Raw genomic sequence first — 22,934 nt, 5'->3', positions numbered from 1 at the left:
TCATCTCAGTGTCCGGCGGCGGCCTTGCGGCGGGTGCGGGTGCGGATGGCGATCGCGACGAGGTTCAGGGCGAAGGTGAGCGCGAGCAGCACGAACACCGTCGCGTAGAGAAGCGGGCGCGTCGCCTCGACGTCGGGCGACTGCGTCGCGAGCACGTAGACGTGGTAGCCGAGGTGCATGAACTGCGACCAGACGGAGCCGGGCAGCTCGGGGAGGAAGTAGGCGACGCCGGTGAACAGGATGGGCGCCACCTCGCCCGCGCCGCGCGCGACGGCGAGGATCGCGCCCGTGAGGATCCCGGGGAGCGCCTGGGGGAGGACGACGCGCGCGAGGGTCTGCGACCGCGTCGCGCCGAGCGCGAGGCTCGCGTCGCGGTGCTCGCGCGGGACGGCGCGGAGCGCCTCCTCGGTCGCGACGATCACCACCGGCAGCGTCAGCACCGCGAGCGTGAGCGCGGCCCACAGGAGCGCGGGGCGCCCGTAGTGGAGCTCGCCCGGCGGGGAGAGGGCGCGGTCGAGGGCGCCGCCGGCGAACTGGATGAAGAAGCCCAGGCCGAAGAGGCCGAAGACGATCGACGGCACCCCCGCGAGGTTCGTGACGGCGACGCGCACGAGCGCGGCCATGCGCGAGCGGGGCGGTGCGTACTCGTGCAGGTAGACGGCGGTGAGGACGCCCACCGGCATGACCGCGACCGTCATGAGCAGCGTCATCACGGCGGTGCCGTAGATGGCGGGGAAGATGCCGCCCGCGGTCATCCCCTCCTCCGGCGCGGAGGTGAGGAACTCCCAGCTCACCCGGCCGGCGCCCCCGCGGACCACGTCCACGAGGATCACGGCCAGCATCGCCACGACGAGCGCGGCGGCCGCGCCGGTGAGGAGCGTCAGGCCGGCGCCGACGGCCTTGCGGCTCGCGACGCTCACGCGGTCCCCGCCATGCGGCGCACCACCCGCTTCACGAACGCCGCCGCGAGGGTGTTGAGCACGAAGGTGAACAGGAAGAGCTCCACCCCGATGAAGAAGAGCACCGCGTAGTGGGCGCCCCCGAACACCACCTCGCCCATCTCCGCGGCGATGGTGGCGGGCAGCGTGCGCACCGAGTCGCCGAAGCTGAAGGTCGTCATCGCCGCGTTGCCGGAGGCCATGAGCACGATCATCGTCTCGCCGATGGAGCGGCCGAAGCCGAGCACCACCGCGGCGAGGACGCCGGGGGCCGCGGCGGGCAGCACCACCTTGAACGCGGTCTCCCAGCGCGTCGCACCGAGCGCGAGCGACGCCTCGCGGTAGCTGCGCGGGACCGCGGTGAGCGCGTCCTCGCTCACCGTGAAGATGACCGGGACCACGGTGAGGGCGAGCGCGATCCCGGCCACCACCGCGTTGAGGCGCGAGGTGAAGCCGAACGTGTCCTGGAGGACGGTCGCGAGCACGATGAGCGCGAAGAACCCGAGCACGACGGAGGGGATGCCGGCGAGGAGCTCGATCGTCGGCTTCAGCACCTCGCGCAGCCGCCGGGGCGCGAACTCGGAGGTGAAGAGCGCCGCGGCGACGCCGACCGGCACCGACACGAGCATGGCGACCGCCGTCACCTTGAGGGTCCCGACGAACAGCGGGACCATCGAGTACTTCGGCACGTCCGAGACCGGCTGCCAGCTGAAGAAGGCGGGGCGCCCCGCGCGCCAGGCCTGGGGGAGGAACATGCGCGCGAGGTCGGTCTCCTTCCCGACCTCCGGCGAGGTGAAGATCGGGAGCGCCTCGCGCGCGACGAACACGAAGATGAGGACGACGGCGGCGATGCCGGTGAGCGCGACCAGGGTGATGACCGCCTGGATCGCCGCCTCGCGCACCTGCCGCCGTCGCATCGACGGGGAGGGACGCGCCGCCTCCTCCCCGGTTCCGGCCATGACCTGTTCCACGGGCGCGGGTTCTCGCACGGCTTCGTGACGCCCGCGTGACGGCCGGGCGGCGTCCTCGTGACGACGGTGTCGCCCGCCCGGGCTCCGGCCCGAGCGAGCGACGCCGCCGCTACTTGACGGGGAAGTAGCCGACCTGCGTGACGATCTTCTGACCGGCCGGGGAGAGGCAGAAGTCGATGAACTCCTTCGCCTCGCCCGACGGCTTGCCGCGCGTGTACATGAAGAGCGGGCGGGAGAGCGGGTACTTGCCGGAGGCGACGTTCTCCGCGGAGGGCGTGTAGCCCTGGCCGTCCGGCCCGACCACCTTCACCTCCTTCACGCCCTTCGCGTACGCCGCGCCGCCGTACCCGATGCCGTTCTTCTCCTTGGCGACCGCGTTCACCACCGCGGCGGTGCCGGGCAGGGTCTGCGCCGACGGCGCGTAGTCGGCGCCCTTCAGCACGTTCTCCTTGAAGAAGACGTAGGTGCCCGACGAGTTCTCGCGCGAGTAGAGGACGATGGGGGCGTCGCTGCCGCCCACGTCCTCCCAGTTCGTCACGTCGCCCGCGTAGATCTTCTCGAGCTGCTCGATCGTGAGCTGCTGCACCGGATTCGCGGCGTTCACGTAGATCGCGACGCCGTCCTTCGCGACCGCCGTCTCGGTGGGCAGGATGTTGTAGCGCTCCCGCACCTTGGCCTTCTCGGCGTCCTTCATCGCGCGCGACGCGTTCGCGATGTCGGTCGTGCCGTTGATGAGCGCGGCGATGCCGACGCCCGAGCCGCCGCCCGTCACCTGCACGCGCTTGGCGGAGTTCTGCTTCATGTACTCCTCGGCCCAGCGCTGGGCGAGGATGACCATCGTGTCGGAGCCCTTCACGGTCACGGCGGCGCTGGCGAGGGCCGGCGCGATGGCCGCGACGAGGGCGATGAGCGTGCGCTTCATTCGTGTCTCTCCTGTCTCTCGGGTGACTAGAACTTGGCCTGCGCCTGGACGATGAACTGGTCGCGCTTGGGGTCGGACGAAACGCCCGGGGCCCGGTCGCCGTTCATCGGGTGCGCCCAGGCGAGGGAGATCTTCCCGCCCTCGCCCACGAAGGTATGCACCGCCGCCTGGAGCTCGCGCGCGGTCTTCACGTTCGTGCCGGTGAGCGGCAGCGAGTTGTCCGCGGTGAACTCCTCGTAGCGGAACGCGACCTGGTTGAACCGCCCGACGTTCTGCGTGGCGAGCCCGTACCAGCCGTGACCGGTCTTGCCGAGCTTGTCGCCCGCGCCGCCGTTCTTTTCACTGAGGGTCGTGCGGCCCCAGATGTACTCCCCCTTGAGCGCCGTGCCGCCCACGGGGAGGAGGTCGAGGTAGAGCTGCGCGTCCGCGCCGAGGCGGTAGCGGTCGTACTCGGGATCGTCGGAGGCGACGTAGTTCACGGTCTTGCCGTACCAGCCGGACACGCCGCCGGTGAGCATCCCGAGGTCGACGCCGAGCCGGCCGATCACGTCCTTGCGCTGATCGTTGTCGTAGCCGGCCTGCTTCGCGTCGACGCCGTTCCCGTTGAAGACGCCGACCTTGAAGTTGAGCGGCCCGTACACGCCCTTTAGCGCGACGCCCAGGTCGTACTCCCCGGCGAGGTACGCGCGGACGACGGCGGAGCGCTCGAGGAGGTCGAGGTCCGACGAGGAGCGGACGCCCACCTCGTAGCCGAACGGGAAGAGCTGGAGGCCCGCGTCGACCGCGAAGCCCTGCCAGGGCAGCTTGATGGACGCGAACGCCTCCTTCGCCGAGACGCCGGCGGGGGTCGCGTCGAGCTGCACCGCGAAGAGCGACCAGTCCGCGTCGTACGTCGCCTTGAGGCGGCCGCGGCGGACGAAGAACCCCTGCTGCGCCGGGGCGCTCTCGGGCGTCGTGTTGAAGTCGGCGGCGGTGCTCTCCTGCCAGGCGTAGCGGCCCTGGACGTAGCCGGAGAGCTTGAGCTTCTTGAGGTTCGCGACGTCGGTCTTCGTCTCCGCGTACTGCTCGGCGAGCGAGTCGACCTTGCCCTGCATGGCGGACGCGTCGAACGGAGTCTCTTCCGTCCCGCCCTGCGCGGCGGCGGGATCCTGCTGCGCGGCGGGGGCCTGCTGCGCGGCGGGGGCCTGCTGCGGAGCGGCGGCGGCCTCCTGCGCCCGCGCGAGCGCGGGGGAGAGCGCGAGCACGGCGAGGACGGCGGTGAGGCGGTTCATGAGCTTTCGGACCCTTTCGTGAGGTCGCCCGAGCGAAGGCTCGGTCCGGGCACGTTTCTACGAGGGGGCGATGGCGCGCCGACGGCGACGCCGTGACGAAACGGCGAACTCGACACGCGGCGCCTGCCCGCCCGTGACTCGCGCGACGGAGGGTGAAGATGGCTCAGGCGGCGGGCAGTCGGACCCAGAACCGCGATCCGCCCGCGCCGCTCTCGACGCCGACCTCGCCGCCCATCCCCTGCACGAGGTGCTTCACGATCGCGAGGCCCAGCCCGGTGCCGCCCTGGTCGCGCGCGCGGCCCGCGTCGATGCGGTAGAAGCGCTCGAAGAGCCGCGGCAGGTGATGGCGGTCGATGCCCGGCCCCGTGTCCACGACCGAGAGCACCCACGAGCCGCCGTCGCGCTCGGCGCGGACGGTGACGCCGCCCTCCGCCGTGTACTTCACCGCGTTCTCGACGAGGTTCACGAGCACCTGCTCGAGCGCGCGCGCGTCCGCCCGCACGGCGGTGCCCGCCGGCACCTCGGCGGAGAGCCGGAGGCCCTTCTCGCGCGCCGCCGAGGCGGCGAGCTCGACCGCCTGCGCCGCGACCGCTGCCGCGTCGACCGGCGCGAGCTCGAACGACCACTGGCGCGACTCGATCCGGGAGAGATCGAGCAGGTCCTGGGTGAGCCGCGAGAGCCGCTCGGCGTGGCGGGCCACGATGTCGACGAACTCGCGCGCCGCGGGCGGATCCTCGAGCGCGCCCGCGAGGAGCGTCTCGGCCGCGGCGCGGATCGCGGCGACCGGGGTGCGGAGCTCGTGACTCGCGTTCGCGACGAAGTCGCGCCGGGTCGCCGCGGCGCGCTTCGCCTCGGTGACGTCGCGGAGGAGCAGCAGCACCTCGCCGCGGAGCAGCGGCGCGAGGTGCACGAGGTAGGTGCGGCGCCCGAGCAGCAGCTCGAGCTTGCGCGCGGTGCCCTCGAGGGCGCGCTTCACGGCCTCGGAGAGCTCCGCGCTGCGTGTGATCTCGAGGGGCGTGAGCCCGGCGGCGCGCCCGCTCGCCGCGAGCGTGTCGAACGCCGCGTTCGAGATGCGCACCCAGCCGTCGCGCGACACGAGCGCGGCGGCGTCGGGGAGCGCCGCGAGGAGCTCCTGCTCCGGCGCGTCGGGATAGACCGCGCCGGCCCGGCGCGGAGCGCGCGCGGCGAGGAGCTCCGCGAGCTCGCGCACGTCGCGGCCGAGGTCCGCGCGCGGGCCGCCGGCGAGCTCGGCGCGGAGCGCGCGGATCGCGGCGGCGAGCGGGGTCCGGCCGAGCACGCGCTAGCCCTTCTCGCGCGGATCGATGAGGCGGTAGCCGATCCCGCGCACCGTCTCGAGCAGGTCGCGCCCGGAGCCGAGCTTCTCGCGCAGCCGCTTCACGTGCGTGTCGACCGTGCGCGTCTCGACCTCCGAGGACATCTCCCAGACGTCCTCGAGGAGCTGCTCGCGCGACTGGACGCGGCCGAGCCGCGCCATGAACGTCGTGAGGAGCCTGAACTCGAGCGGAGTGAGCTGCACCTCCGCGCCGTCGACGAAGGCGCGGTGCGCGTCCACGTCGATGCGGATCGGCCCGACCGTCTCGGGCGGCCGCTCCGCCGATCGTCCGCCGCCCGCGCGGCGCGCCACCGCCTTCAGGCGCAGCACGAGCTCGCGCACGCTGAACGGCTTCGTCACGTAGTCGTCGGCCCCGACCTCGAACCCGACCACCCGGTCGAGCTCGTCGCCCTTGGCGGTGAGGATCACGACCGGCACGTTGCGGGTGCGCGGGTCGGCCTTGATCTGACGGCACAGCTCGGTGCCCGACACGTCGGGCAACATGAGGTCGAGGAGGATGATGTCGGGAACGCGCCGCCTGAGCTGCACCAGCGCCTGCTCGCCGGTCGTGGCGAGGAGGGTCTCGAACCCGGCGGCCCGGAGGTTGAAGTCGAGGAGCGAGAGGAGATCCCGCTCGTCGTCGACCAGGAGTACGGACGTCACGGGACGAGCTTAACGCACGCCGCTGTGACAGGCTGATGGCCGCCATGCGACGGAATGGTGAACGGCCCAGGGCGGGTCCCCGCGCGGGGCGCGGCTCGCGGTACGATGGCGGTCGCATGCACCGCCTCGCGCTCTCCGCCGCCGCCGCGCTCGCGCTCGGCTGCGCGTCGGCTCCCGTCGTCGAGCCGGCGGCGACCCTCACGCCCAACGGCGCGATGCTGCGCGGCGCCGAGCTCTCTCGCGCGCGCTGCCTCCTCGTCGCGCCGTTCGAGAACGCCTCCGACGTCGCGCTCGCCGCGGACGCCGCGACCTCGGCGCTCCTCTCCGGGGTCGATCCCTCTCGGGCGCGCGTGTTCCCCATCCCCGAGCTGCGCGCGGTCTTCCGCGACACGCCGCTCGAGCTGCCCGCCGGCATCGCGCCGAGCCTCGCGCTCGAGCTCGCGGAGCTCGTCGGCGCGGACGCGGCCGTGTACGGCACCGTGGAGGGCGGGGGGAAGGGCGAGGACGCCCCCCTGCTCGTGTCGGTGCGCGTCGCGGTGACCGGGGAGCACCGCCTGCTGTTCGCCCGCAACGCGGTGGTCCATGCCGCGCCCGGCGAGTCTCCGGAGGACGCCGTCCGGCGCACGGTGGACGAGCTCGCCCGCCCGATGCTCGCGCGGATCGGCGATCCCGGGCGGAAGCAGTGCTTCGACCCGGAGCGCACCCAGGCGCTCCGCCGCTTCGCCCTCGCGGAGCCGCGCCCGGGCGCGCGGGCCGAGCCGCAGCCCGCGGTGGTGCCGGCGATGGCCGAGGCGAAGGCGCCGCCGCCGGCCGTGTCGGCGCCCGAGGCGCAGCCGCGGACGCCGCGCCAGGCGGAGTGGGCCCGGAGGATCGCCGCCGGCGAGCGGGTGCTCGTCGAGGACGTCGCGTTCTCCGGCCGCACCGCCGAGCTGCTCCGCGACGGCGGCCTCGCCGATCTCGCGATCGCCCTCGCCGCCTCCCCGGGCGTCGCGGTGCGCGTGGAGGCGTTCGTGGACGCCACCGACGATCGCGCCGGCGACGTGCAGCTCTCGACCGCGATGGCGCGCGCGGCGGGGGAGCGGCTCCTGCAGCTCGGCCTCACGGCCGCGCGCGTGAGCTGGGCCGGCCGCGGAGGCGAGAGCCCGCTCCTCCCCAACTTCACGGCCCGCGGCCGCGCCACGAACCGCCGCGTCGAGGTGGTCGCGGGGCGCTAGGCTCCCGCCCGCTTGACACGGCGCCTCCCCGCCGGGATTGAACCGACACACCCGTGCCCCTGCGATCCAGAGAACGGCCGGCCGAGGGCCCGGCGCTCACCCCGCCTCCGGGACGCGTCCACGGCCCGTCGCGCATGGGCCTCGGCGCGGAGGCGCCCTCGGGGCTCGCGCGCGCGGCGTGGCTCGGCGCCGCCTTCGGGATGACGGTCTGCGTCGGCTTCGCCGACTACCTCACCGGCACGGACGTCTCCCTCATCCTGCTCTACCTCGCGCCCATCGGCTTCAGCACCTGGTTCGTCACGCTGCGGGGCGGCATCGCGCTCTCGATCGGCGGCGCGATCGTCGCCACCGCCGCCGACACGCTGTACCGGCTCGAGTCGGGCGGGCGCGCGCTGCCCGTGGCGGTGCTCGGCTGGAACGGCGTCATCCAGCTCGGCACCTCGCTCGCGCTCGTCCTCGTCCTGAACGCCCTCCGGGTCCGCCTCGAGGCGGAGGAGCTCCTCGCCCGCACCGACACGCTCACGCACATCCCCAACCGGCGCGCCTTCATCGAGGCGGCGACGCTCGAGCTCGAGCGCGCGCGCCGGCACCGCCGTCCGCTCACGTTCGCCTACGTGGACTGCGACGACTTCAAGGACGTGAACGACCGGCTCGGCCACGCGGAGGGCGACGCGCTGCTCGCCGTCGTGGGGCGGACGCTCAGGTCCGCGACCCGCGCGATCGACACGGTCGCGCGCCTGGGGGGCGACGAGTTCGGGCTCCTGCTCCCGGAGACCGACGAGCCGATGGCGGAGGCGCTCCTCGCGCGCCTCCAGGCGACGCTGCGGGAGACGATGGAGCGGCACGGGTGGGCGGTGCGCTTCAGCGTCGGCGCGGCGGTCTTCCGCAAGCCGGCGGTGTCCGTGGACGAGATGATGGCGCGCGCCGACGAGCTCATGTACGCGGCGAAGCGCACGGCCAAGGGGTCGGTCAGGCTCGGCGTGTTCGACGGCGGCGCGCGCGCGAGCGCGGCCCGGCCGAGGTAAAAGACGGCGATGCGCTTCTTCGCGACGTGCGCGAAGGGTACCGAGGGTGCCCTCCGCCGAGAGCTGTCCGCGCTCCGCCTCCCCGCCGTGCGCGGCGACCGCGGCGGCGTCTCCTTCGAAGGCCCGCTCGAGGCCGGCATGCGGGCCTGCCTGCACTCGCGCACGGCGATGCGCGTGCTCCTCGAGCTCGCGCGGTTCCCCGCCCCCTCGCCGGAGGCGCTCTACGAGGGCGCCCGCCAGATCGCCTGGGGCGAGTGGCTCACGCTCCGGACGACCCTCGCGGTCGAGGCGACGGTGAGCTCGTCCGCGATCACCCACTCCGGCTACGCCGCGCTCAAGGTGAAGGACGCGGCGGTGGACGTGCTCCGCGACGCGCTCGGCGCGCGCCCCGACGTCGACCCGAAGGACCCCGACGTCCGGATCGTCCTCCACCTCGCCCGCGACGAGGCGGCCCTCTCGCTCGACCTCGCCGGCGAGCCGCTCCACCGCCGCGGCTACCGCGGCGCGACCACGCTCGCGCCGCTCAAGGAGACGCTCGCCGCCGCGATCCTCCTCCTCGGCGGCGTCGAGCCCGAGGCGCCGTTCGTGGATCCGATGGCCGGCTCCGGCACGCTCGCGATCGAGCACGCGCTCCGCGCTCGCCGCATCGCGCCCGGCCTCGGGCGCGCGTTCGGCTTCCAGCGCTGGCCGATGTACCGCGGCGGCCCCCAGTCGGCCTGGGACCGGATGAAGGTCGAGGCGCGCGAGGCGATCCTCCCGCGCGCACCCGCGCCGGTGCTCGCCCGCGATCTCCACACCAAGGCGATCGACGCCGCCCACCGCAACGCCGCCGCCGCCGGGGTCGCGGCGGACGTCACGATCGAGCGCGCGGACGCGCGCGAGCTCCAGCCCATCGCGGAGCGCGGCTTCATCGTCACGAACCCGCCCTACGGGGAGCGGCTCATGTCGGGCGAGGAGGACCCGCGCGTGCAGCAGAAGAAGCTCGCCGGCTTCTACCGCGGCCTCGCCGGGATGCTCACCCGTCACTCCGGGTGGACCGCGGTCGTGCTCTCCGGGAACCCGCTCTTCGAGCGCGCGCTCGAGCTCCGGCCGGAGGTGGATCACCGGCTCTGGAACGGGCCGCTCGAGGCGCACCTGTTGAAGTACCGGATCCCGTAGCCCCTCCCACCCTCCCGGTTGCCGCGCCCGCCGGGGTCGCCTACGGTTCCGGGCGTGCGGCCGCTCCTGCCCGTCCTGATCGCCTCCGCCCTCGCGGCCTCCTCCGGTCGCGCCGGCGAAGCCCCCGGCGCCGCGCCCGAGCGCGCTGCCCCCAAGGCCGCCCCCGCTCAGGCTCAGCCGAAGGCCGCGGCCCGACACACCGACCCGCGTGCCTCGGTCGAGCGCCGCCGCGAGGAGATCGCGCGGGAGCTCGTCCGGCTCGGCGGCGAGCTGCAGCGCGCGATCGAGGCGGAGGACGTCGCGGCCGTCGTCGCGCGCGTCCCGCCGGACGGGCTGCGTTGCGGCGAGCGCGTCGTGCCGCGCGAGCGGGTCGAGCGGGACCTCCGCTCGGAGGGGAGCTGGCTGCACGGGGTGTTCTTCGGCGGCCAGGGCCACGTCCCCTTCCCCGGGATGGCGCGCTCGCTGCGCGCCTTCTTCCGCGAGGCGAGCGAGGTGGCGGTGCTCGTCGCCTTCCGGAGGGACGCCCGGGCCGGCGCGGTCGGCCTGCCCTGCATCGACTACCGCGCGCCCGGCCTCGGCACGCCCGGGGCACCGCTCTGCTTCGAGCGGCGCGACGGGCGCTGGTGGTTCACGGAGAGCCCCTATCCCTGCCGGTGAGGCCCCCCCGCCGGCGGCGACGCGGAGAGCGCACGCCGCGGCGTGGGGGGGGGACTACGACGTCCCGAGCTCGCCGAGGAGCTTCTTCGCCTTGCGGAGATAGCCGCGCGGCCTCGCCGGCTCCGGCATCGCCTCGCCGTCCTGGACGGCGCGCTCGAGCGTCGCGCGCGCGCCCGGACGGTCGCCGAGCTTCGCCTGCGCCTCGGCGCGGAGCACGAGCACCCGGATCCGGCGCGGCCCCTCCGCGAACGCGAGCGCGCGGTCGGCGGCGCCGAGCGCGTCGGCCGGCCGCCCGAGCGCGAGGTAGAGGACGCCGAGGTTCGTCGGCGGCACGTACTCGCCGGGGAGCTCGCGCTCGGAGGCGACGAGCGCCGGGAGCATGCGCTCCGGCTCGCCACAGCGCAGCGCCGCCTGGAGCCGCTGCCCGTCGAACGCGGAGCGCGCGAGCGGCGTCGGCGCGCGGCGGGCCTCGCCGTCGAGGAACGCGAGCCAGCGCCGCGCGAGCGCCTTCGCTCCGGCCTCGTCCCCCGCCTCGGCGCGCGCCGAGGAGAGCGTGTCGTAGAGCCAGGAGCGATCGTCCGCGAGGACCCCGCGCGCGTCCACGAGGCGCCGCGCGGTGGGCTCCAGCGCGGCGACCTCCGCCGCACGCGCCGTGGCGTCCTCCAGCTCGAGCGCGCAGGAAAGCCCCTGGGCGGCGACGCGCGCCGCGCTCGCGCCGCGGAGACCGGGCAGGACCTCGCGCGCGACCCGAGCGCAGCCGGCGGAATCGCCCGCCATCGAGAGCGCCTGGACCGCCGCCTCGGAGGCGCGCTCCCGGCCCTCGAAGCTCTTGCCGCCCGCCGCGAGCGCTTCGCGGTAGGCCGCCGCGGCCTCCGCGTGCTTCCGCTCGCCGAGGAGCCGGTCGGCGCGCGCCAGCGCCTCCTCCGCGCGCGAGGCCTTGCCGGCGCGGAGCTGGCGCTCACCGTCGAGCGCGATCCGCTCGATCTGCTCGGCCGTCGCGGTCCCCGCCCAGCGGACGATCACCCGCTCGTCCTCCGGGTTCACGACGAGGATGCTCGGCCACGCGTCGATCGGGAACTTCTCGACGAACGCCGCGTTCTTCGGCTTCTCCGTGTCGATGTCGAGCCAGACGAACCGCCCGGCGAGCTTCTGCAGGCGCCTGTCCGGAAGGACGTAGGCCCGCATGAAGCGGCAGGTGGGTCACCAGGGGGCCCAGACGTCCACCACGAGCGGCACGCCGCGCGAGCGCGCCTCGGCGCGCGCACGAGCGTAGTCGTCCGCGATGGATCGGGCCCGGGCGGTCTCGGGCGCCGCGGCCGCGCGAACAGGCCCGGCGAGGGCGAGCGTGGCGGCGAGCACGGCGATGGGGGCGGGGAGTCGCATGCCTGGAAGCATAGCGTCCGGGCCTCCCGCGCAACAGCGGAAGCGCGCCGCTCGGCGCGACGGGGTGCGTCAGGCGCCGCCGGTGCCGGTCTCGCGCGGCGACGGGGCCTCGGCGAGCCGCACCGCCGCGCTGCCGCGCTTCAAGGAGAGCGAGAGCGTGAAGCGCGCCACCGGCTCCTCGCCGTACTTCTTCGGCACGAGCGCCGTGATCCCGACGGGCAGCGTGACCCGCTCGCCGGTCTCGTGCGTCTCGCGCACGGCCGCGGCGACGCGCGCGCCGTCCGCGCAGCGGAAGAGGACGTCGCCGTCGGCGCGCTTCAGGAACTCTCCCCTCACGTCCGCGAAGACGAGCTTCACGCCGCGGAACTTCCCGGTGGTGGTGAGCCGCGCGGCGTGCAGGCCGCCTGCGAGGTCGGCGCCCGCGCAGAGCGCGCCGAAGTACATCGAGCCGAGGTGGTTCCGCGTGCGCCAGCCGAGCGGGACCTCGATCTCGCAGATCTCCTCGTCGAGCCGCATCACCCGCGGCCCGACGAAGAGCAGCACCGGGATCTTGAGGGACAGCAGGCGGACGAGCGCGGTTTCCTTGAGCAGCATGAGCCTCTCTCCGGCGAGCGAACCGACGCGGGAATCATAGGGGGCGGGCCGAGACGCGGGCGTCGCCCGGGCGGGTCCCTTAAGACAGGCGGGTGCTCGAGGCCTTCCATCCGGTCGTGCGCGCGTGGTTCGCGCGCCGGTTCGGCGACGCGACGGAGCCGCAGACGCCCGCCTGGCGGGAGATCGACGCCCGCCGGGACGTGCTCGTGTCGGCCCCCACCGGCTCCGGCAAGACGCTCGCCGCGTTCCTGCACGCCATCGACGCGCTCCTGAAGGAGGGGCTCGCGGGTGCGCTCGGCGACCGGACGCGCGTCGTCTACGTCTCGCCGCTGCGCGCCCTCGGCAACGACATCACGAAGAACCTGCAGGTCCCGCTCGCGGAGATCCGCGCCGCGGCGCACGACGCCGGCCTCGCGCTCCCCGAGCTCAGGGTCGCGGTCCGCACCGGGGACACGCCGGCGTCGGCGCGGCGGAAGCTCCTCCTCCGCCCCCCGCACATCCTCGTCACCACCCCGGAGTCGCTCTACCTCCTCCTCACGAGCGAGAGCGGGCGGGCCTCGCTCCGCGACGTCGAGACCGTGATCGTGGACGAGATCCACGCCATCGCGAGCGACAAGCGCGGCGCGCACCTCGCCATCTCCCTCGAGCGGCTGGAGGCGCTCGCGCGGCGGCGGCCCCAGCGCATCGGCCTCTCCGCCACCGTCGATCCGGTCGAGGAGGTGGCGCGCTTCCTCGTCGGCGCCGAGCGGGTCGATCCGCGGGGCCGGCCGCGCTGCGCGATCGTGGAGGTCGGGCGCCGCCGCCGCTTCGACGTGGCGATCGAGGTCCCGCGCGACGAGCTCTCGTCGGTCGCCTCGAAGGAGCTGTGGGCGGAGACGTACGACCGGGTCGCCGAGCTCATCCGCGAGCACCGCTCGACGCTGGTCTTCGTGGGCACCCGGCGGCTCGCGGAGCGGGCGGCGCACGCGCTCGCGGAGCGGCTCGGCGAGGGCGCCGTGTCGGCGCACCACGGCAGCCTCTCGCGGGAGCGCCGGCTCGCCACGGAGGAGCGGCTCAAGGCGGGCGCGCTTCGCGCGGTCGTCGCGACCGCCTCGCTCGAGCTCGGCATCGACGTGGGCGAGGTGGACGTCGTCGTCCAGCTCGGCTCGCCCGGGGCGATCTCCACCGGCCTGCAGCGCATCGGCCGCGCCGCGCACGTGCGGGGCGGCACGCCCAAGGGGCGGCTCTTCCCCATGAGCCGCGACGAGCTCGTGGAGTGCGCCGCGTTCGTGCGGGGGCTCGGGCGCGCGCGCCTCGAGCCCGTCGCCGTGCGCGCCGCGCCGCTCGACGTGCTCGCCCAGCAGCTCGTGGCCGAGGCGACGTGCGGGTCGATCCACGAGGACCGGCTCTACGCGCTCGCGCGGCGCGCCTGGCCGTACCGCGACCTCTCGCGGGCGGACTTCGACGCGGTGGTGGAGATGCTCGCGGAGGGGATCGCCACCACGCCCGGCCGCACCACCGCGCTCCTCCACCGCGACGGCGTGAACGGCCGCGTCAAGGCGCGGCGCGGGGCGCGCATCGCCGCGCTCACCGGCGGCGGGACCATCCCGGACACCGCGCAGTACGCGGTGGTGGCCGAGCCCGAGGGCGTGACCATCGGCCAGGTGGACGAGGACTTCGCGGTGGAGAGCCTCGCGGGCGACGTGTTCCTGCTCGGCACGACCTCCTGGATGATCCGGCGCGTCGAGGCCGGGATCGTGCGGGTCGAGGACGCCCACGGCGCGCCGCCCGGCGTCCCGTTCTGGAACGCCGAGGCGCCGGGGCGGAGCGGAGCGCTCTCGGCGGAGGTGTCGGCGCTCCGCGAGGAGCTCGAGCCGCGCCTCGCGGATCCGCCGGCGGCGATGGCCTGGCTCGCGGCGGAGGCGGCCCTTCCCGAGGCGGGTGCGCGGCAGGTGGTGGACTACCTGGCGGCGGGGCGCGCCGCGCTGGGCGCGCTGCCGACGCAGGACACGCTCGTCGCCGAGCGCTTCTTCGACGAGGCGGGCGGGATGCAGCTCGTGCTGCACGCGCCCTTCGGGGCGCGCACGAACCGCGCCTTCGGGCTCGCGCTCCGCAAGCGCTTCTGCCGCACGTTCGACTTCGAGCTGCAGGCCGCCGCGACCGACGACGGCGTGCTCCTCTCGCTCGGGCCGCAGCACGCCTTCCCGCTCGAGACGATCTTCTCCTACGTCACCCCGTCCACGCTCGACGAGGTGCTCGAGCAGGCGGTGCTCCAGGCGCCCATGTTCGGCGTGCGCTGGCGCTGGAACGCGACGCGCGCGCTCGCCATCCCGCGCCTGTTCCGGGGCAAGCGCATGCCGCCCCCCATCGCGCGGATGCGCGCCGAGGACCTGCTCGCGGCGGTGTTCCCGGCGCAGGTCGCCTGCCAGGACAACGCGCCGGGCGGGCCCATCGAGGTACCCGATCACCCGCTCGTCCGCGAGACCTTGCGCGACTGCCTCACCGAGGCGATGGACGCGGCCGGGCTCCGCGCCTTGCTGGAGCGGATCGCGGCGTGCGAGGTCCGGCTCCTCGCGGTGGACACGCCCGAGCCCTCGCCGCTCGCCCACGAGCTCCTCAACGCGCGGCCGTGGGCGTTCCTCGACGACGCGCCGCTCGAGGAGCGGCGCGCGCGGGCCGTCGCGGTGCGGCGGTCCCTGCCGACGGCCGAGGCGAGCGGCATCGGCGCGCTCGATCCGGCGGCCATCGCGGAGGTGGCCGAGCAGGTGTGGCCTGCGCCGCGGGATGCGGACGAGGTCCATGACGCGCTCCTGGATCTGGGGGTCCTGCCGGTGACGGCGGCGGCCGGGTGGGAGGGGTGGCTCGGCGAGCTCGAGGCGGCGGGGCGGGCCGCCAGGATGACGGTGGGTGCGGGGCAATGGTGGGTGGCGGCGGAGCGGGTGGGGACGGCGAGGGGGGGGGCGGGGGAGATGACCTCGACCTCGACCGCGACCGCGACTTCGACCCCGACCCCGACCCCGACCCCGACCTCGACCGCGACCCCGACCCCGACCCCGACCCCGACCCCGACCCCGACCCCGACCCCGACCTCGACCCCGACGCCCGCGGAGGCGCGCGCTGTCGACGGGCGCATCGAGGCTTCCGCTCGTGCTGAGCCTGTCGAAGCACGAGCGGGAGTGGCCGGGGGGATCTTCTCCCCTCCCCTCTCCCCGCTCGCGTCCGAGCGCATCCCCGAAGATCCGGTCCTCGCCCTCGTCCGCGGCTGGGTCACCCACCTCGGCCCGACCACCGCCGCCGAGCTCTCCGACCGCATCGGCCTCGCCGAGGGCGCCGCCGCCTCCGCGCTGCTCCGCCTCGAGGCCGAGGGGCTCGTCCTCCGCGGCAGCTTCCTCCCCGAGGTCGCCTGGTCCGCGGACGCGCCCCACTGGTGCGAGCGGAGCGTCCTCGCGCGCATCCACCGGCTCACCCTCGGCCGGCTGCGCCGCGAGATCGAGCCCGCCAGCGTCGCCGTGTTCCTGCGCTTCCTCGCGCGCTGGCAGCACGTCGCGCCCGGGACGCGCCTCCACGGCGCGCACGGCCTCGCCGAGGTCCTGGGCCAGCTCCAGGGCTTCCACGCCGCGGCAGGCGCGTGGGAGCGCGATCTCCTGCCCGCGCGCGTCGCCGGCTTCGAGCCCGCGCTGCTCGACGCGCTGTGCCAGTCCGGCGAGGTCGCCTGGGGTCGGCTGCACGTGGCGCCGCCGCAGGACGGTCCGCCGCGCCGCAAGGGCGCCCCCACCCGCTCCGCTCCGGTGACCCTCGCGCTGCGCGAGGAGCTCCCCTGGCTCCTCGAGGCCATCGCGCCCGAGCCGCCGCCGCTGGGTGAGATCGCGACCGCGCTCGTGACGGTCCTCGGCCGGCGCGGCGCCTCGTTCCTCGCCGAGCTCGCGACCGCGGTCGGCGCGCCTGCGGGGGAGACCGAGGAGGCGCTGTGGGAGCTCGTCTCCGCCGGGCTCGTGACCTGCGACGGGTTCGCCGGGCTTCGGACGCTCATCGCGCCGCCGCCGCGCGGCCGGGTCGTCCGGCCGGGGAGCGCGGGGGGACGATGGGCGCTGCTGCGGGCGCCGGAGGCGATCGAGCGCGCGTCGTCGATCCCGACCTCACCCGCGGCTCCGTCGTCGACCCCGACCTCGACCCCGACCGAGAGTTCCGCGCTTCGTCCCACGGTACGTATCGCGGACTGTGGATTCACCGCTGAGACGCTCGAGCGCGTGGCGCACCAGTACCTGCGCCGCTACGGCGTCGTCTTCCGCGACCTCCTCGCCCGCGAGTCCCGCCCGCCGCCCTGGCGCGACCTCGTCCGCATCTACCGTTCGCTCGAGGCGCGCGGAGAGATCCGCGGCGGCCGCTTCGTCACGGGCTTCTCGGGTGAGCAGTTCGCGCTGCCCGAGGCGGTCGACGCGCTCCGCGCCGCGCGCCGCGCGGGAGACGGCGACGCCGGGCGTCTCGACCTCTCCGCGTCCGACCCGCTCAACCTCGCCGGCATCCTCACGCCCGGGCCGCGGATCCCCGCCGCGCCGGGAAGCCGGGTCGTCTTCGAGGGCGGCGTTCCCCTCGCCCCGCCCGCGCAGGGCACGCAGGTGGGGACGGGGTGATCCTGCCCGCCGGTGTCTCCCGACCGGCGTCTCCGTGCCCATGCACGCCTGGGCTCACCCCTCCGCCACCACCCCCACCTCGACCGCGGCCGGGACCGGCCGGTACCGCCGCGCCACCTCGCGGAACGCGAACGCGGCCGCGAGCATGAGGCCGGCGAAGACCCAGAAGTAGGCGGCCCCCTCGAGCGAGACGAGCCGGGTGAAGACGGCGGTGAGCAGGTTCCCGAGCGCGATGGTGAGGAACCAGAGCGACATGATCGTGCTCCGCATCGAGCGCGGCGCCTGCGTGTAGCTGAACTCGAGGCCGGTCACCGAGACGAGCACCTCACCCACCGTGAGGAGCACGTACTGCGGGAGCTGCCAGAGCGCGCTCGGCGGCGCGCCGCCGCGATCGACGAACATCTGCACGACCGCCGCCGCGCCGAACGAGAGCGCGGTGATGAACATGCCCGCCGTCATCTTCCTGAGCGGCGAGAGCTCGACGCCGCGCCGCTCGAGGAGCGGGAACACCCCCCAGGTGAAGAGCGGGATGAGCGTCATGACGAGGAATGGGTTCGCGGCCTGGAGCTGCGCCGGGGACATCTCCCAGCCGCGGACGACGAGGTCCATCTGGCTCGCCTGGATGACCCATGACGAGGCCTTCTGGTCGAAGAGCGTCCAGAAGAGCGTCACCGCCGCGAACACGCCCATGATGCGGAAGACCGCCCTCGCGCCCGCGATCGCCTCCGGCGGGTGCGTGTCCCGCGCGCCCTCGAGCCAGTGCTCCCCGGCGCGGCCGGTGCCGAGCCGGCGCACGGCGCGACCGACGACGCGCAGGAAGCCGTGCGGGTTCGGGCCGGAGGGCGGCGCCTGCACGTAGTGCTTCGTCCCCGCCCAGAACACGATGAGCGAGAGCGCCATGAGCACGCCCGGGATCGCGAACGCGACCGACGCCCCGTGGCGCTTCAGGAGCCAGGGGATGAGCAGGTTCGCCGAGGCCGAGCCGAGGTTGATGGACCAGTAGAACCAGCCGTAGACGCGCTGCATGAGCGTCTGCTGGCTCTGGCCGAACTGGTCGCCCACGAACGCCGAGACGCATGGCTTGATGCCGCCCGCGCCGAGCGCGATGAGCGAGAGGCCGGCGAGGAGGCCCGCGGGCGTCTCCCAGATCGCGAGCACCGCGTGGCCGGCCACGTAGCCGAGCGAGATCCAGAGGATGGTGCGGTAGCGCCCCCAGAACCGGTCGGCGATCCACCCGCCGACGAGCGGCGTGAGGTAGTTCGCCATCACGAAGTAGTGGAAGTAGGCCTTCGCGTCCTGCTGCGCGAAGAGCAGGTACTGGATCATGTACAGCGTCAGGATCGAGCGCATCCCGTAGAACGAGAAGCGCTCGCAGAGCTCGTTGCCGACGATGTACTTGACCTGGGGTGGATAGCGCTCGGCGTGGGCCATGTCGGTCTCGGGGTCCGGGCGGGTCAGGCGGCGACCTCGGGCGCGGCGCCGCGGCGCGCCGGCGCGGCCGGGTACCACCAGGCGACGAGCGCGAACACCACCGCGGCGGCGAGCATGAGGACCGCGAAGAACGCGTAGTACGCGACGCCCTGGAAGCGGTTCACCCAGGCGACGAGCGCGGTGAGGATCGAGCCGGAGGCGATGGTGAGGTACCACAGGCCCATCACCACGCTCTTCAGCCGCCTGGGCGACTCGGCGTAGGCGAACTCGAGCGCCGTGACCGAGACGAGCACCTCCCCGATGGTGAGGAAGAGGTACTGCGGGATCTGCCAGGCGACGTGCGGCGGCGCCCCGGCCTCGCCGAGGCGCGCCTCCACGATCGCCGCCGCCACGAACGAGAGCACCGTGACGAACATCCCCACCGACATCTTGCGGAGCGCCGTCACGCGCACCCCGCGCCGCTCGAGCGCCGGGTAGACGAAGATCGCGAAGATCGGGATGAGCGTGAGGACGAACGCGGCGTCGAGGGTCTGCACCTGGCCGGAGGCGATGTGGACGCCGAGCACGTCGCGCCGCATGCGGTCCGCCTGCAGGGTCCACGACGAGCCGTACTGGAAGAAGAGCGCCCAGAACGCCGCCACCGGCGCGAAGATCGCGATGATGCGCAGGAGCGCCGCGCGGGCGGGCGCCTCGGCCGCGTCGCCCGGCGCGGGCGGCGGGGCGCTGCGCAGCGGCGGCGCGTGCACGTACTTGCCGCGGCCGAGCCAGAACACCACGAGCGCGGCCGCCATGGCGAGGCCCGGCACGCCGAACGCGACCCGCGGGCTCACCCGGTCGAGCAGGAGCGGGATGACGAGCGTCCCGACGGTCGAGCCGACGTTGATCATCCAGTAGTAGAGGTCGTACAGGCGCGCGAGCAGCCCCTCCTTGCCCGGCGGGATCTGATCGCCCGCGAACGCCGAGGCGCACGGCTTGATGCCGCCCGCGCCGATCGCGATGAGGCCGAGCCCCACCACGAGGCCGGTGCCGCTCTCCCAGATCGCGAGCGTCGCGTGGCCGGCGACGTAGCCGAACGAGAGCCACAGGATCGTGCGGTAGCGCCCGAGCACCCAGTCGGCGAGCAGCGCCCCGGCGAGCGGCATGAGGTACACGGCCGCGGTGAACACCTGGAAGCCGGCGATGGCGCGGTGCTCCGGGAGTCCGAGGTGCCTCGCCATGTACAGGGCGAGGACGGAGGTCATGCCGTAGTAGGAGAACCGCTCGGCCGCCTCGTTCCAGGCGAGGAACTTGATCGAAGGCGGGAACCGATCCCGTGGGGTCGCGCTCATTCGAGGCGTGACTCTGCCACGGGAGGGGTAGCCGAGGCGAGGCTGCACGACCGGAGGCGGCCCGTTACAACGAGCCGCCATGACCCGCCTCTCTCCCGCCGACGCGCACGCCCTCGTCTCGAAGGGCGGTCACGACCTCGTCGACGTGCGCGAGCCGCACGAGTGGTCGCGCGGCCGGATCCCCGGGGCGCGCCACGTCCCGCTCCGCACCCTCGCCGTCGCGCCGCAGGAGCACCTCGACGGGCGCCCCGTCGTCTTCGTCTGCGCCCACGGCGCCCGCAGCCTCACCGCCGCCGCGCTCGCAGAGCGCGCGGGCGCGCCGGAGGCCGCGAGCGTGGACGGAGGCACCGTCCGCTGGGCGCGCGAAGGGCTGCCGTTCGAAGGCACGCCCTGACGCTCGGCGCGGCGCGCCAGGTCGCGCGCCGTCCTGTCCCGGTCACCGCCGCAGCGCCGACAGCGCGAGCGCGACCCAGCCCGCGATGAACGCCACCCCGCCGAACGGCGTCACGGCGCCGAGCGCGCGCACGCCGGTGAGCGCGAGCGCGTAGAGGCTGCCGGAGAAGAGCAGCGTCCCGATCACGAAGAGGCCCCCGGCCCACGCCGGCGCCGCGCCGCCGTAGCGCGCGGCCGCCCAGGCGGCCGCGACGAGGCCGAGCGCGTGGTACATCTCGTAGCGCGCGCCGGTCTCGAAGACGGCGAGGAGGTCCGGCGAGAGCCGCGCCTTGAGCGCGTGCGCGCCGAACGCGCCGGCCGCGACGGAGATCGCGGCGGAGATCGCGCCGAGCGCGAGGAAGGTCCGTTCCATGGCGCGCCAGGATAACCGACGACGCTAACCGACGCCGCGCGCGCGGACGTCCCGCCCAAGCCTTGCGCGAGCGCCCCGTCCGGCGCAGGTCTCCGGCCATGGACTTCACGACTAAGCGCTGCGTCCCCTGCGAGGGCGGCATCCCCAAGATGACCGCGGCCCAGGTCGACGAGGGGCTCCGCTCCCTCGAGGGCTGGGACGCGCGCCTGGACGCGACCCAGCTCCACAAGCACTACCGGTTCAAGGACTTCCGCAAGGCGATCGCCTTCGTGAACGCGATGGCGGACCTCGCCGAGGACGAGGGGCACCACCCCGACTTCTCGGTCCACTACAGCGCGGTGGACGTGACGCTCTGGACGCACGCCATCGGCGGGCTCTCGGAGAACGACTTCATCGTCGCCGCGAAGCTCGACCGGCTCCCCGCCTCGCGCGCGTGACGGCGGCCCGCGCGAAGCCCGATGCTACGCGCGCGCTGAATAGACGAACGGCCGGGCCGTCTCTCCGGTGGAAGGGGTAACACCACACCGGAGGTAGGTAGCCATGACGTCCCTGACCCTGAGGAAGCTCGCCCTCGCCGTCGCCCTCGCCGCCGCGCTGCCTTCCGCCGCGCTCGCGAAGCCCTGCGACGACGACCGCTTCCCCCCTCCCCGCCCCGCGCCGGCCGACTGGGGCCGCGACGGAGGCCCGGACTGGGGCCGCGACGGCCGCGACTGGCGGCACGAGTCCCCGCGCGAGCGCGAGGCGCGTGAGATCCGGCGCGAGCTGCGCGAGCTAGAGGACACGCGCGCGGACTTCTACGCGCGCTTCGGCGGGCGCCCGGGCAAGGTCCGCAGGTTCGAGCGGTGGTACGCGGAGCGCCGCGCGGAGCTCGACGCTCGCTGGGACGCGCTCCGCACCTACGCCTGGCGCTGAACTCTCTCTTCCCCTGTCCTCCGCGGCCCGTGCGCTCGAGTGCGCGCGGGCCGCGCCGCTCTCCGGCCCCGAGCCAGGGCACCGCGGCGACGTCGCGCTGGCGGCGATCCCCTCGCGGGGTTAGACAACAGCTGTGGGCCGCGTCCTCTCCTTCTCGATCTTCCTCGTCGTGAGCCTCGCCGTCCTGGGCGGCATGCACACGTACCTGTGGGTCCGCCTGGTGCGCGACACCGCCATGCCCGACCCCTGGCGCCGCCTCGCGACCATCGCCCTCGTCGTGCTCGCGTTCGCGATGCCGCTCGGGATGATCGCGCTCCGCGCCGCGCCTCGACCGCTCGCGCGCCTCGTCCCGGTCGTCGCCTTCAGCTGGCTCGGGCTCGCCTTCATGCTCTTCTGCGCGCTCGTCGCGGTCGACCTCGTCCGCGTCGCGGTGCACGGCGGCGAGCTCCTCGCCGACTGGCTCCGCCGCCGCCCCGACCCGCCCGCCGATCCCGCCCGCCGGCTGTTCGTGGCGCGCGCCCTCGCCGGCGGGGCGGCGCTCGCGACCGGCGGCGCCGCCGCGTTCGCCTTCCGCGCCGCGACGGGTCCGGCCGAGGTCACCGACGTTCCGGTGCGCCTCGAGCGGCTCCCGCCCGCGCTCTCCGGCCTCACCATCGCGCAGATCACCGATCTCCACGTCGGGCCGACCATCGGCGAGCGCGACGTGCGCCGCGTGGTGGAGCAGACGAACGCCCTGCGCCCGGACGTCATCGCGATCACGGGCGACCTCGTCGACGGCAGCGTGCGCGACCTCGGGCGCGTGGTGGCCGACCTCGCGCGCCTGCGCGCGCGCTACGGCGTCTACTTCGTCACCGGCAACCACGAGTACTACTCGGGCGTCGAGGAGTGGCTCGAGGAGCTGCCCCGGCTCGGCGTCCGCGTGCTCCACAACGAGCGCGTGACGATCGGCGATCCGGGCGCGTCGATCGACCTCGCCGGCGTGGACGACTGGAGCGCCGCGCGGATGAACGGTGGGCACGAGAACGATCTCCACCGCGCCCTCGCCGATCGCGATCCGGCCCGCGGCCTCGTCCTCCTCGCGCACCAGCCGCGCGGCATCTCCGAGGCGGTCCAGGCGGGCGTGGAGCTCCAGCTCTCGGGCCACACGCACGGCGGGCAGATCGTCCCGTTCAACCTGCTCGTCGCGGCGGCGCAGCCCTACGTGAAGGGGCTGCACCGGCACGCCGAGGGCGACTGCACCGGCCAGATCTTCGTGTCGCGCGGCACCGGCTACTGGGGCCCGCCGCTCCGGCTCGGCTCCCCGCCGGAGATCGCCCGCGTGGTGCTGACGACGTAGCCCCCTCCCTCCCGCGCGGGTCACGCCGCGTGCGGCGGGCGTCACGCAGCGTGAGGGGCGGCCGGCCAGGCGCCGGCCGGCGCGGCGGCGGCGAGCGAATCCGCTGCGTCCGATGCCGGCCCGGGCCCGCAAGGGCTCTCTCTCCCGCCCCGGCCGCGGTCTAACCTCCGGCACCGGAGGTCTCCCGAGATGCGTCTCCGCTCCGTCGCCGTCATCGTCGGCGTCTTCGCCGCCGCCGCCCTGGCGAGCCTCTTCGTGGTCCGCCAGATCGCGTTCCACCCCGCCCGTCAGGCCGCCCCGGCGGTGAGCGCCGCGGCGCCGGCACCGGAGCCGACGCCGCCGCTCGAGCCGGCCGCCACCGCCGCCGACGGCCGGCTCGAGCT

General features: G+C 74.8%; 22 protein-coding genes. 10 read left to right on the top strand and 12 right to left on the bottom strand.

What is annotated here, in order from left to right:
* Window positions 1-5: 5 nt before the first annotated feature.
* The 6 genes from pstA to MNY62_RS20075 all read right to left on the bottom strand — a co-directional run bounded on the left by pstA (window position 6) and on the right by MNY62_RS20075 (window position 6,098).
* Entirely contained in the window at window positions 6-920 is a 915-nt protein-coding gene (pstA, locus tag MNY62_RS20100; RefSeq protein WP_242346140.1) for a phosphate ABC transporter permease PstA, read from the bottom strand.
* Window positions 917-1,897, bottom strand: a complete 981-nt coding sequence (pstC, locus tag MNY62_RS20095) for a phosphate ABC transporter permease subunit PstC (protein ID WP_242346139.1) — start codon at window positions 1,895-1,897, stop codon at window positions 917-919. The genes pstA and pstC overlap by 4 nt, the downstream gene beginning before the upstream one ends.
* A 121-nt stretch (window positions 1,898-2,018) precedes the next feature.
* On the bottom strand, window positions 2,019-2,831 hold the full coding sequence (locus MNY62_RS20090) for a phosphate ABC transporter substrate-binding protein (protein ID WP_242346138.1): 813 nt from the start codon (window positions 2,829-2,831) through the stop codon (window positions 2,019-2,021).
* 26 nt (window positions 2,832-2,857) lie between these two features.
* Window positions 2,858-4,102, bottom strand: coding sequence for a porin (locus MNY62_RS20085; protein ID WP_242346137.1), 1,245 nt, complete (start codon window positions 4,100-4,102; stop codon window positions 2,858-2,860).
* A 163-nt stretch (window positions 4,103-4,265) separates the two neighbouring features.
* Window positions 4,266-5,399 carry a sensor histidine kinase gene (locus tag MNY62_RS20080; protein WP_242346136.1) on the bottom strand — a complete coding sequence of 378 codons (1,134 nt, stop codon included), beginning with the start codon at window positions 5,397-5,399 and terminating at the stop codon, window positions 4,266-4,268.
* 3 nt (window positions 5,400-5,402) lie between these two features.
* Window positions 5,403-6,098 (bottom strand): response regulator, encoded by a 696-nt coding sequence (locus MNY62_RS20075; RefSeq protein ID WP_242346135.1) that lies wholly within the window; start codon window positions 6,096-6,098, stop codon window positions 5,403-5,405.
* 116 nt (window positions 6,099-6,214) lie between these two features.
* Here MNY62_RS20075 and MNY62_RS20070 point away from each other — a divergent pair, with 116 nt between their 5' ends.
* The 4 genes from MNY62_RS20070 to MNY62_RS20055 are packed head-to-tail and all read left to right on the top strand — an operon-like array spanning window position 6,215 to window position 10,152.
* Complete coding sequence (locus MNY62_RS20070; RefSeq protein ID WP_242346134.1) at window positions 6,215-7,312, top strand: OmpA family protein; 1,098 nt, start codon at window positions 6,215-6,217, stop codon at window positions 7,310-7,312.
* 53 nt (window positions 7,313-7,365) lie between these two features.
* Window positions 7,366-8,337, top strand: coding sequence for a GGDEF domain-containing protein (locus MNY62_RS20065; RefSeq protein WP_242346133.1), 972 nt, complete (start codon window positions 7,366-7,368; stop codon window positions 8,335-8,337).
* 9 nt (window positions 8,338-8,346) lie between these two features.
* A complete protein-coding gene (locus MNY62_RS20060; RefSeq protein WP_242346132.1) occupies window positions 8,347-9,495 on the top strand; it encodes a THUMP domain-containing class I SAM-dependent RNA methyltransferase in 1,149 nt (382 codons plus the stop codon).
* 54 nt (window positions 9,496-9,549) lie between these two features.
* Window positions 9,550-10,152: a hypothetical protein gene (locus tag MNY62_RS20055; protein ID WP_242346131.1), complete on the top strand. Its 603-nt coding sequence runs from the start codon at window positions 9,550-9,552 to the stop codon at window positions 10,150-10,152.
* 54 nt (window positions 10,153-10,206) lie between these two features.
* Here the strand turns inward: MNY62_RS20055 and MNY62_RS20050 are convergent, their stop codons facing one another.
* From MNY62_RS20050 to MNY62_RS20040, 3 genes are all read right to left on the bottom strand, one after another.
* Entirely contained in the window at window positions 10,207-11,337 is a 1,131-nt protein-coding gene (locus tag MNY62_RS20050; protein ID WP_242346130.1) for a hypothetical protein, read from the bottom strand.
* 15 nt (window positions 11,338-11,352) lie between these two features.
* Window positions 11,353-11,535, bottom strand: coding sequence for a hypothetical protein (locus MNY62_RS20045; protein ID WP_242346129.1), 183 nt, complete (start codon window positions 11,533-11,535; stop codon window positions 11,353-11,355).
* 69 nt (window positions 11,536-11,604) lie between these two features.
* Entirely contained in the window at window positions 11,605-12,129 is a 525-nt protein-coding gene (locus tag MNY62_RS20040; protein WP_242346128.1) for a DUF4442 domain-containing protein, read from the bottom strand.
* Between the two features lie 92 nt (window positions 12,130-12,221).
* Here MNY62_RS20040 and MNY62_RS20035 point away from each other — a divergent pair, with 92 nt between their 5' ends.
* Window positions 12,222-16,739, top strand: a complete 4,518-nt coding sequence (locus MNY62_RS20035) for a DEAD/DEAH box helicase (protein ID WP_242346127.1) — start codon at window positions 12,222-12,224, stop codon at window positions 16,737-16,739.
* 54 nt (window positions 16,740-16,793) lie between these two features.
* On the opposite strand, the gene MNY62_RS20030 is transcribed toward MNY62_RS20035, so the two are convergent.
* Window positions 16,794-18,170 carry a POT family MFS transporter gene (locus MNY62_RS20030; RefSeq protein ID WP_242346126.1) on the bottom strand — a complete coding sequence of 459 codons (1,377 nt, stop codon included), beginning with the start codon at window positions 18,168-18,170 and terminating at the stop codon, window positions 16,794-16,796.
* A 23-nt stretch (window positions 18,171-18,193) separates the two neighbouring features.
* On the bottom strand, window positions 18,194-19,498 hold the full coding sequence (locus MNY62_RS20025) for a POT family MFS transporter (RefSeq protein WP_242346125.1): 1,305 nt from the start codon (window positions 19,496-19,498) through the stop codon (window positions 18,194-18,196).
* 79 nt (window positions 19,499-19,577) lie between these two features.
* On the opposite strand from MNY62_RS20025, the gene MNY62_RS20020 reads away from it, so the two are divergent.
* Window positions 19,578-19,892, top strand: a complete 315-nt coding sequence (locus tag MNY62_RS20020) for a rhodanese-like domain-containing protein (RefSeq protein ID WP_242346124.1) — start codon at window positions 19,578-19,580, stop codon at window positions 19,890-19,892.
* A 42-nt stretch (window positions 19,893-19,934) separates the two neighbouring features.
* On the opposite strand, the gene MNY62_RS20015 is transcribed toward MNY62_RS20020, so the two are convergent.
* Complete coding sequence (locus tag MNY62_RS20015; protein ID WP_242346123.1) at window positions 19,935-20,303, bottom strand: DUF423 domain-containing protein; 369 nt, start codon at window positions 20,301-20,303, stop codon at window positions 19,935-19,937.
* Window positions 20,304-20,401: 98 nt separating this feature from the next.
* Here MNY62_RS20015 and MNY62_RS20010 point away from each other — a divergent pair, with 98 nt between their 5' ends.
* From MNY62_RS20010 to MNY62_RS19995, 4 genes are all read left to right on the top strand, one after another.
* Window positions 20,402-20,740, top strand: coding sequence for a 4a-hydroxytetrahydrobiopterin dehydratase (locus MNY62_RS20010; RefSeq protein ID WP_242346122.1), 339 nt, complete (start codon window positions 20,402-20,404; stop codon window positions 20,738-20,740).
* 103 nt (window positions 20,741-20,843) lie between these two features.
* The gene (locus tag MNY62_RS20005) at window positions 20,844-21,215 is read left to right on the top strand and encodes a hypothetical protein (protein ID WP_242346121.1); all 372 of its coding nucleotides are present in this window, start codon (window positions 20,844-20,846) and stop codon (window positions 21,213-21,215) included.
* Window positions 21,216-21,348: 133 nt separating this feature from the next.
* On the top strand, window positions 21,349-22,551 hold the full coding sequence (locus MNY62_RS20000; protein WP_242346120.1) for a metallophosphoesterase: 1,203 nt from the start codon (window positions 21,349-21,351) through the stop codon (window positions 22,549-22,551).
* Window positions 22,552-22,740: 189 nt separating this feature from the next.
* Window positions 22,741-22,934 (top strand): hypothetical protein (locus MNY62_RS19995; RefSeq protein ID WP_242346119.1); only part of this gene is annotated, 194 nt, incomplete at its 3' end.

Source organism: Anaeromyxobacter terrae, assembly GCF_022690685.1.
GTDB lineage: Bacteria > Myxococcota > Myxococcia > Myxococcales > Anaeromyxobacteraceae > Anaeromyxobacter > Anaeromyxobacter terrae.
This window is presented reverse-complemented; position numbering and strand designations above follow the sequence as displayed.

Bases quoted from the DNA above. Each gene is read 5' to 3' on its own strand.
- pstC (WP_242346139.1), bottom strand. From the start codon at position 1,897: ATGGCCGGAACCGGGGAGGAGGCGGCGCGTCCCTCCCCGTCGATGCGA.
- MNY62_RS20090 (WP_242346138.1), bottom strand. From the start codon at position 2,831: ATGAAGCGCACGCTCATCGCCCTCGTCGCGGCCATCGCGCCGGCCCTC.
- MNY62_RS20085 (WP_242346137.1), bottom strand. From the start codon at position 4,102: ATGAACCGCCTCACCGCCGTCCTCGCCGTGCTCGCGCTCTCCCCCGCG.
- MNY62_RS20070 (WP_242346134.1), top strand. From the start codon at position 6,215: ATGCACCGCCTCGCGCTCTCCGCCGCCGCCGCGCTCGCGCTCGGCTGC.
- MNY62_RS20060 (WP_242346132.1), top strand. From the start codon at position 8,347: ATGCGCTTCTTCGCGACGTGCGCGAAGGGTACCGAGGGTGCCCTCCGC.
- MNY62_RS20050 (WP_242346130.1), bottom strand. From the start codon at position 11,337: ATGCGGGCCTACGTCCTTCCGGACAGGCGCCTGCAGAAGCTCGCCGGG.
- MNY62_RS20045 (WP_242346129.1), bottom strand. From the start codon at position 11,535: ATGCGACTCCCCGCCCCCATCGCCGTGCTCGCCGCCACGCTCGCCCTC.
- MNY62_RS20040 (WP_242346128.1), bottom strand. From the start codon at position 12,129: ATGCTGCTCAAGGAAACCGCGCTCGTCCGCCTGCTGTCCCTCAAGATC.
- MNY62_RS20030 (WP_242346126.1), bottom strand. From the start codon at position 18,170: ATGGCCCACGCCGAGCGCTATCCACCCCAGGTCAAGTACATCGTCGGC.
- MNY62_RS20025 (WP_242346125.1), bottom strand. From the start codon at position 19,498: ATGAGCGCGACCCCACGGGATCGGTTCCCGCCTTCGATCAAGTTCCTC.
- MNY62_RS20020 (WP_242346124.1), top strand. From the start codon at position 19,578: ATGACCCGCCTCTCTCCCGCCGACGCGCACGCCCTCGTCTCGAAGGGC.
- MNY62_RS20015 (WP_242346123.1), bottom strand. From the start codon at position 20,303: ATGGAACGGACCTTCCTCGCGCTCGGCGCGATCTCCGCCGCGATCTCC.
- MNY62_RS20010 (WP_242346122.1), top strand. From the start codon at position 20,402: ATGGACTTCACGACTAAGCGCTGCGTCCCCTGCGAGGGCGGCATCCCC.
- MNY62_RS20005 (WP_242346121.1), top strand. From the start codon at position 20,844: ATGACGTCCCTGACCCTGAGGAAGCTCGCCCTCGCCGTCGCCCTCGCC.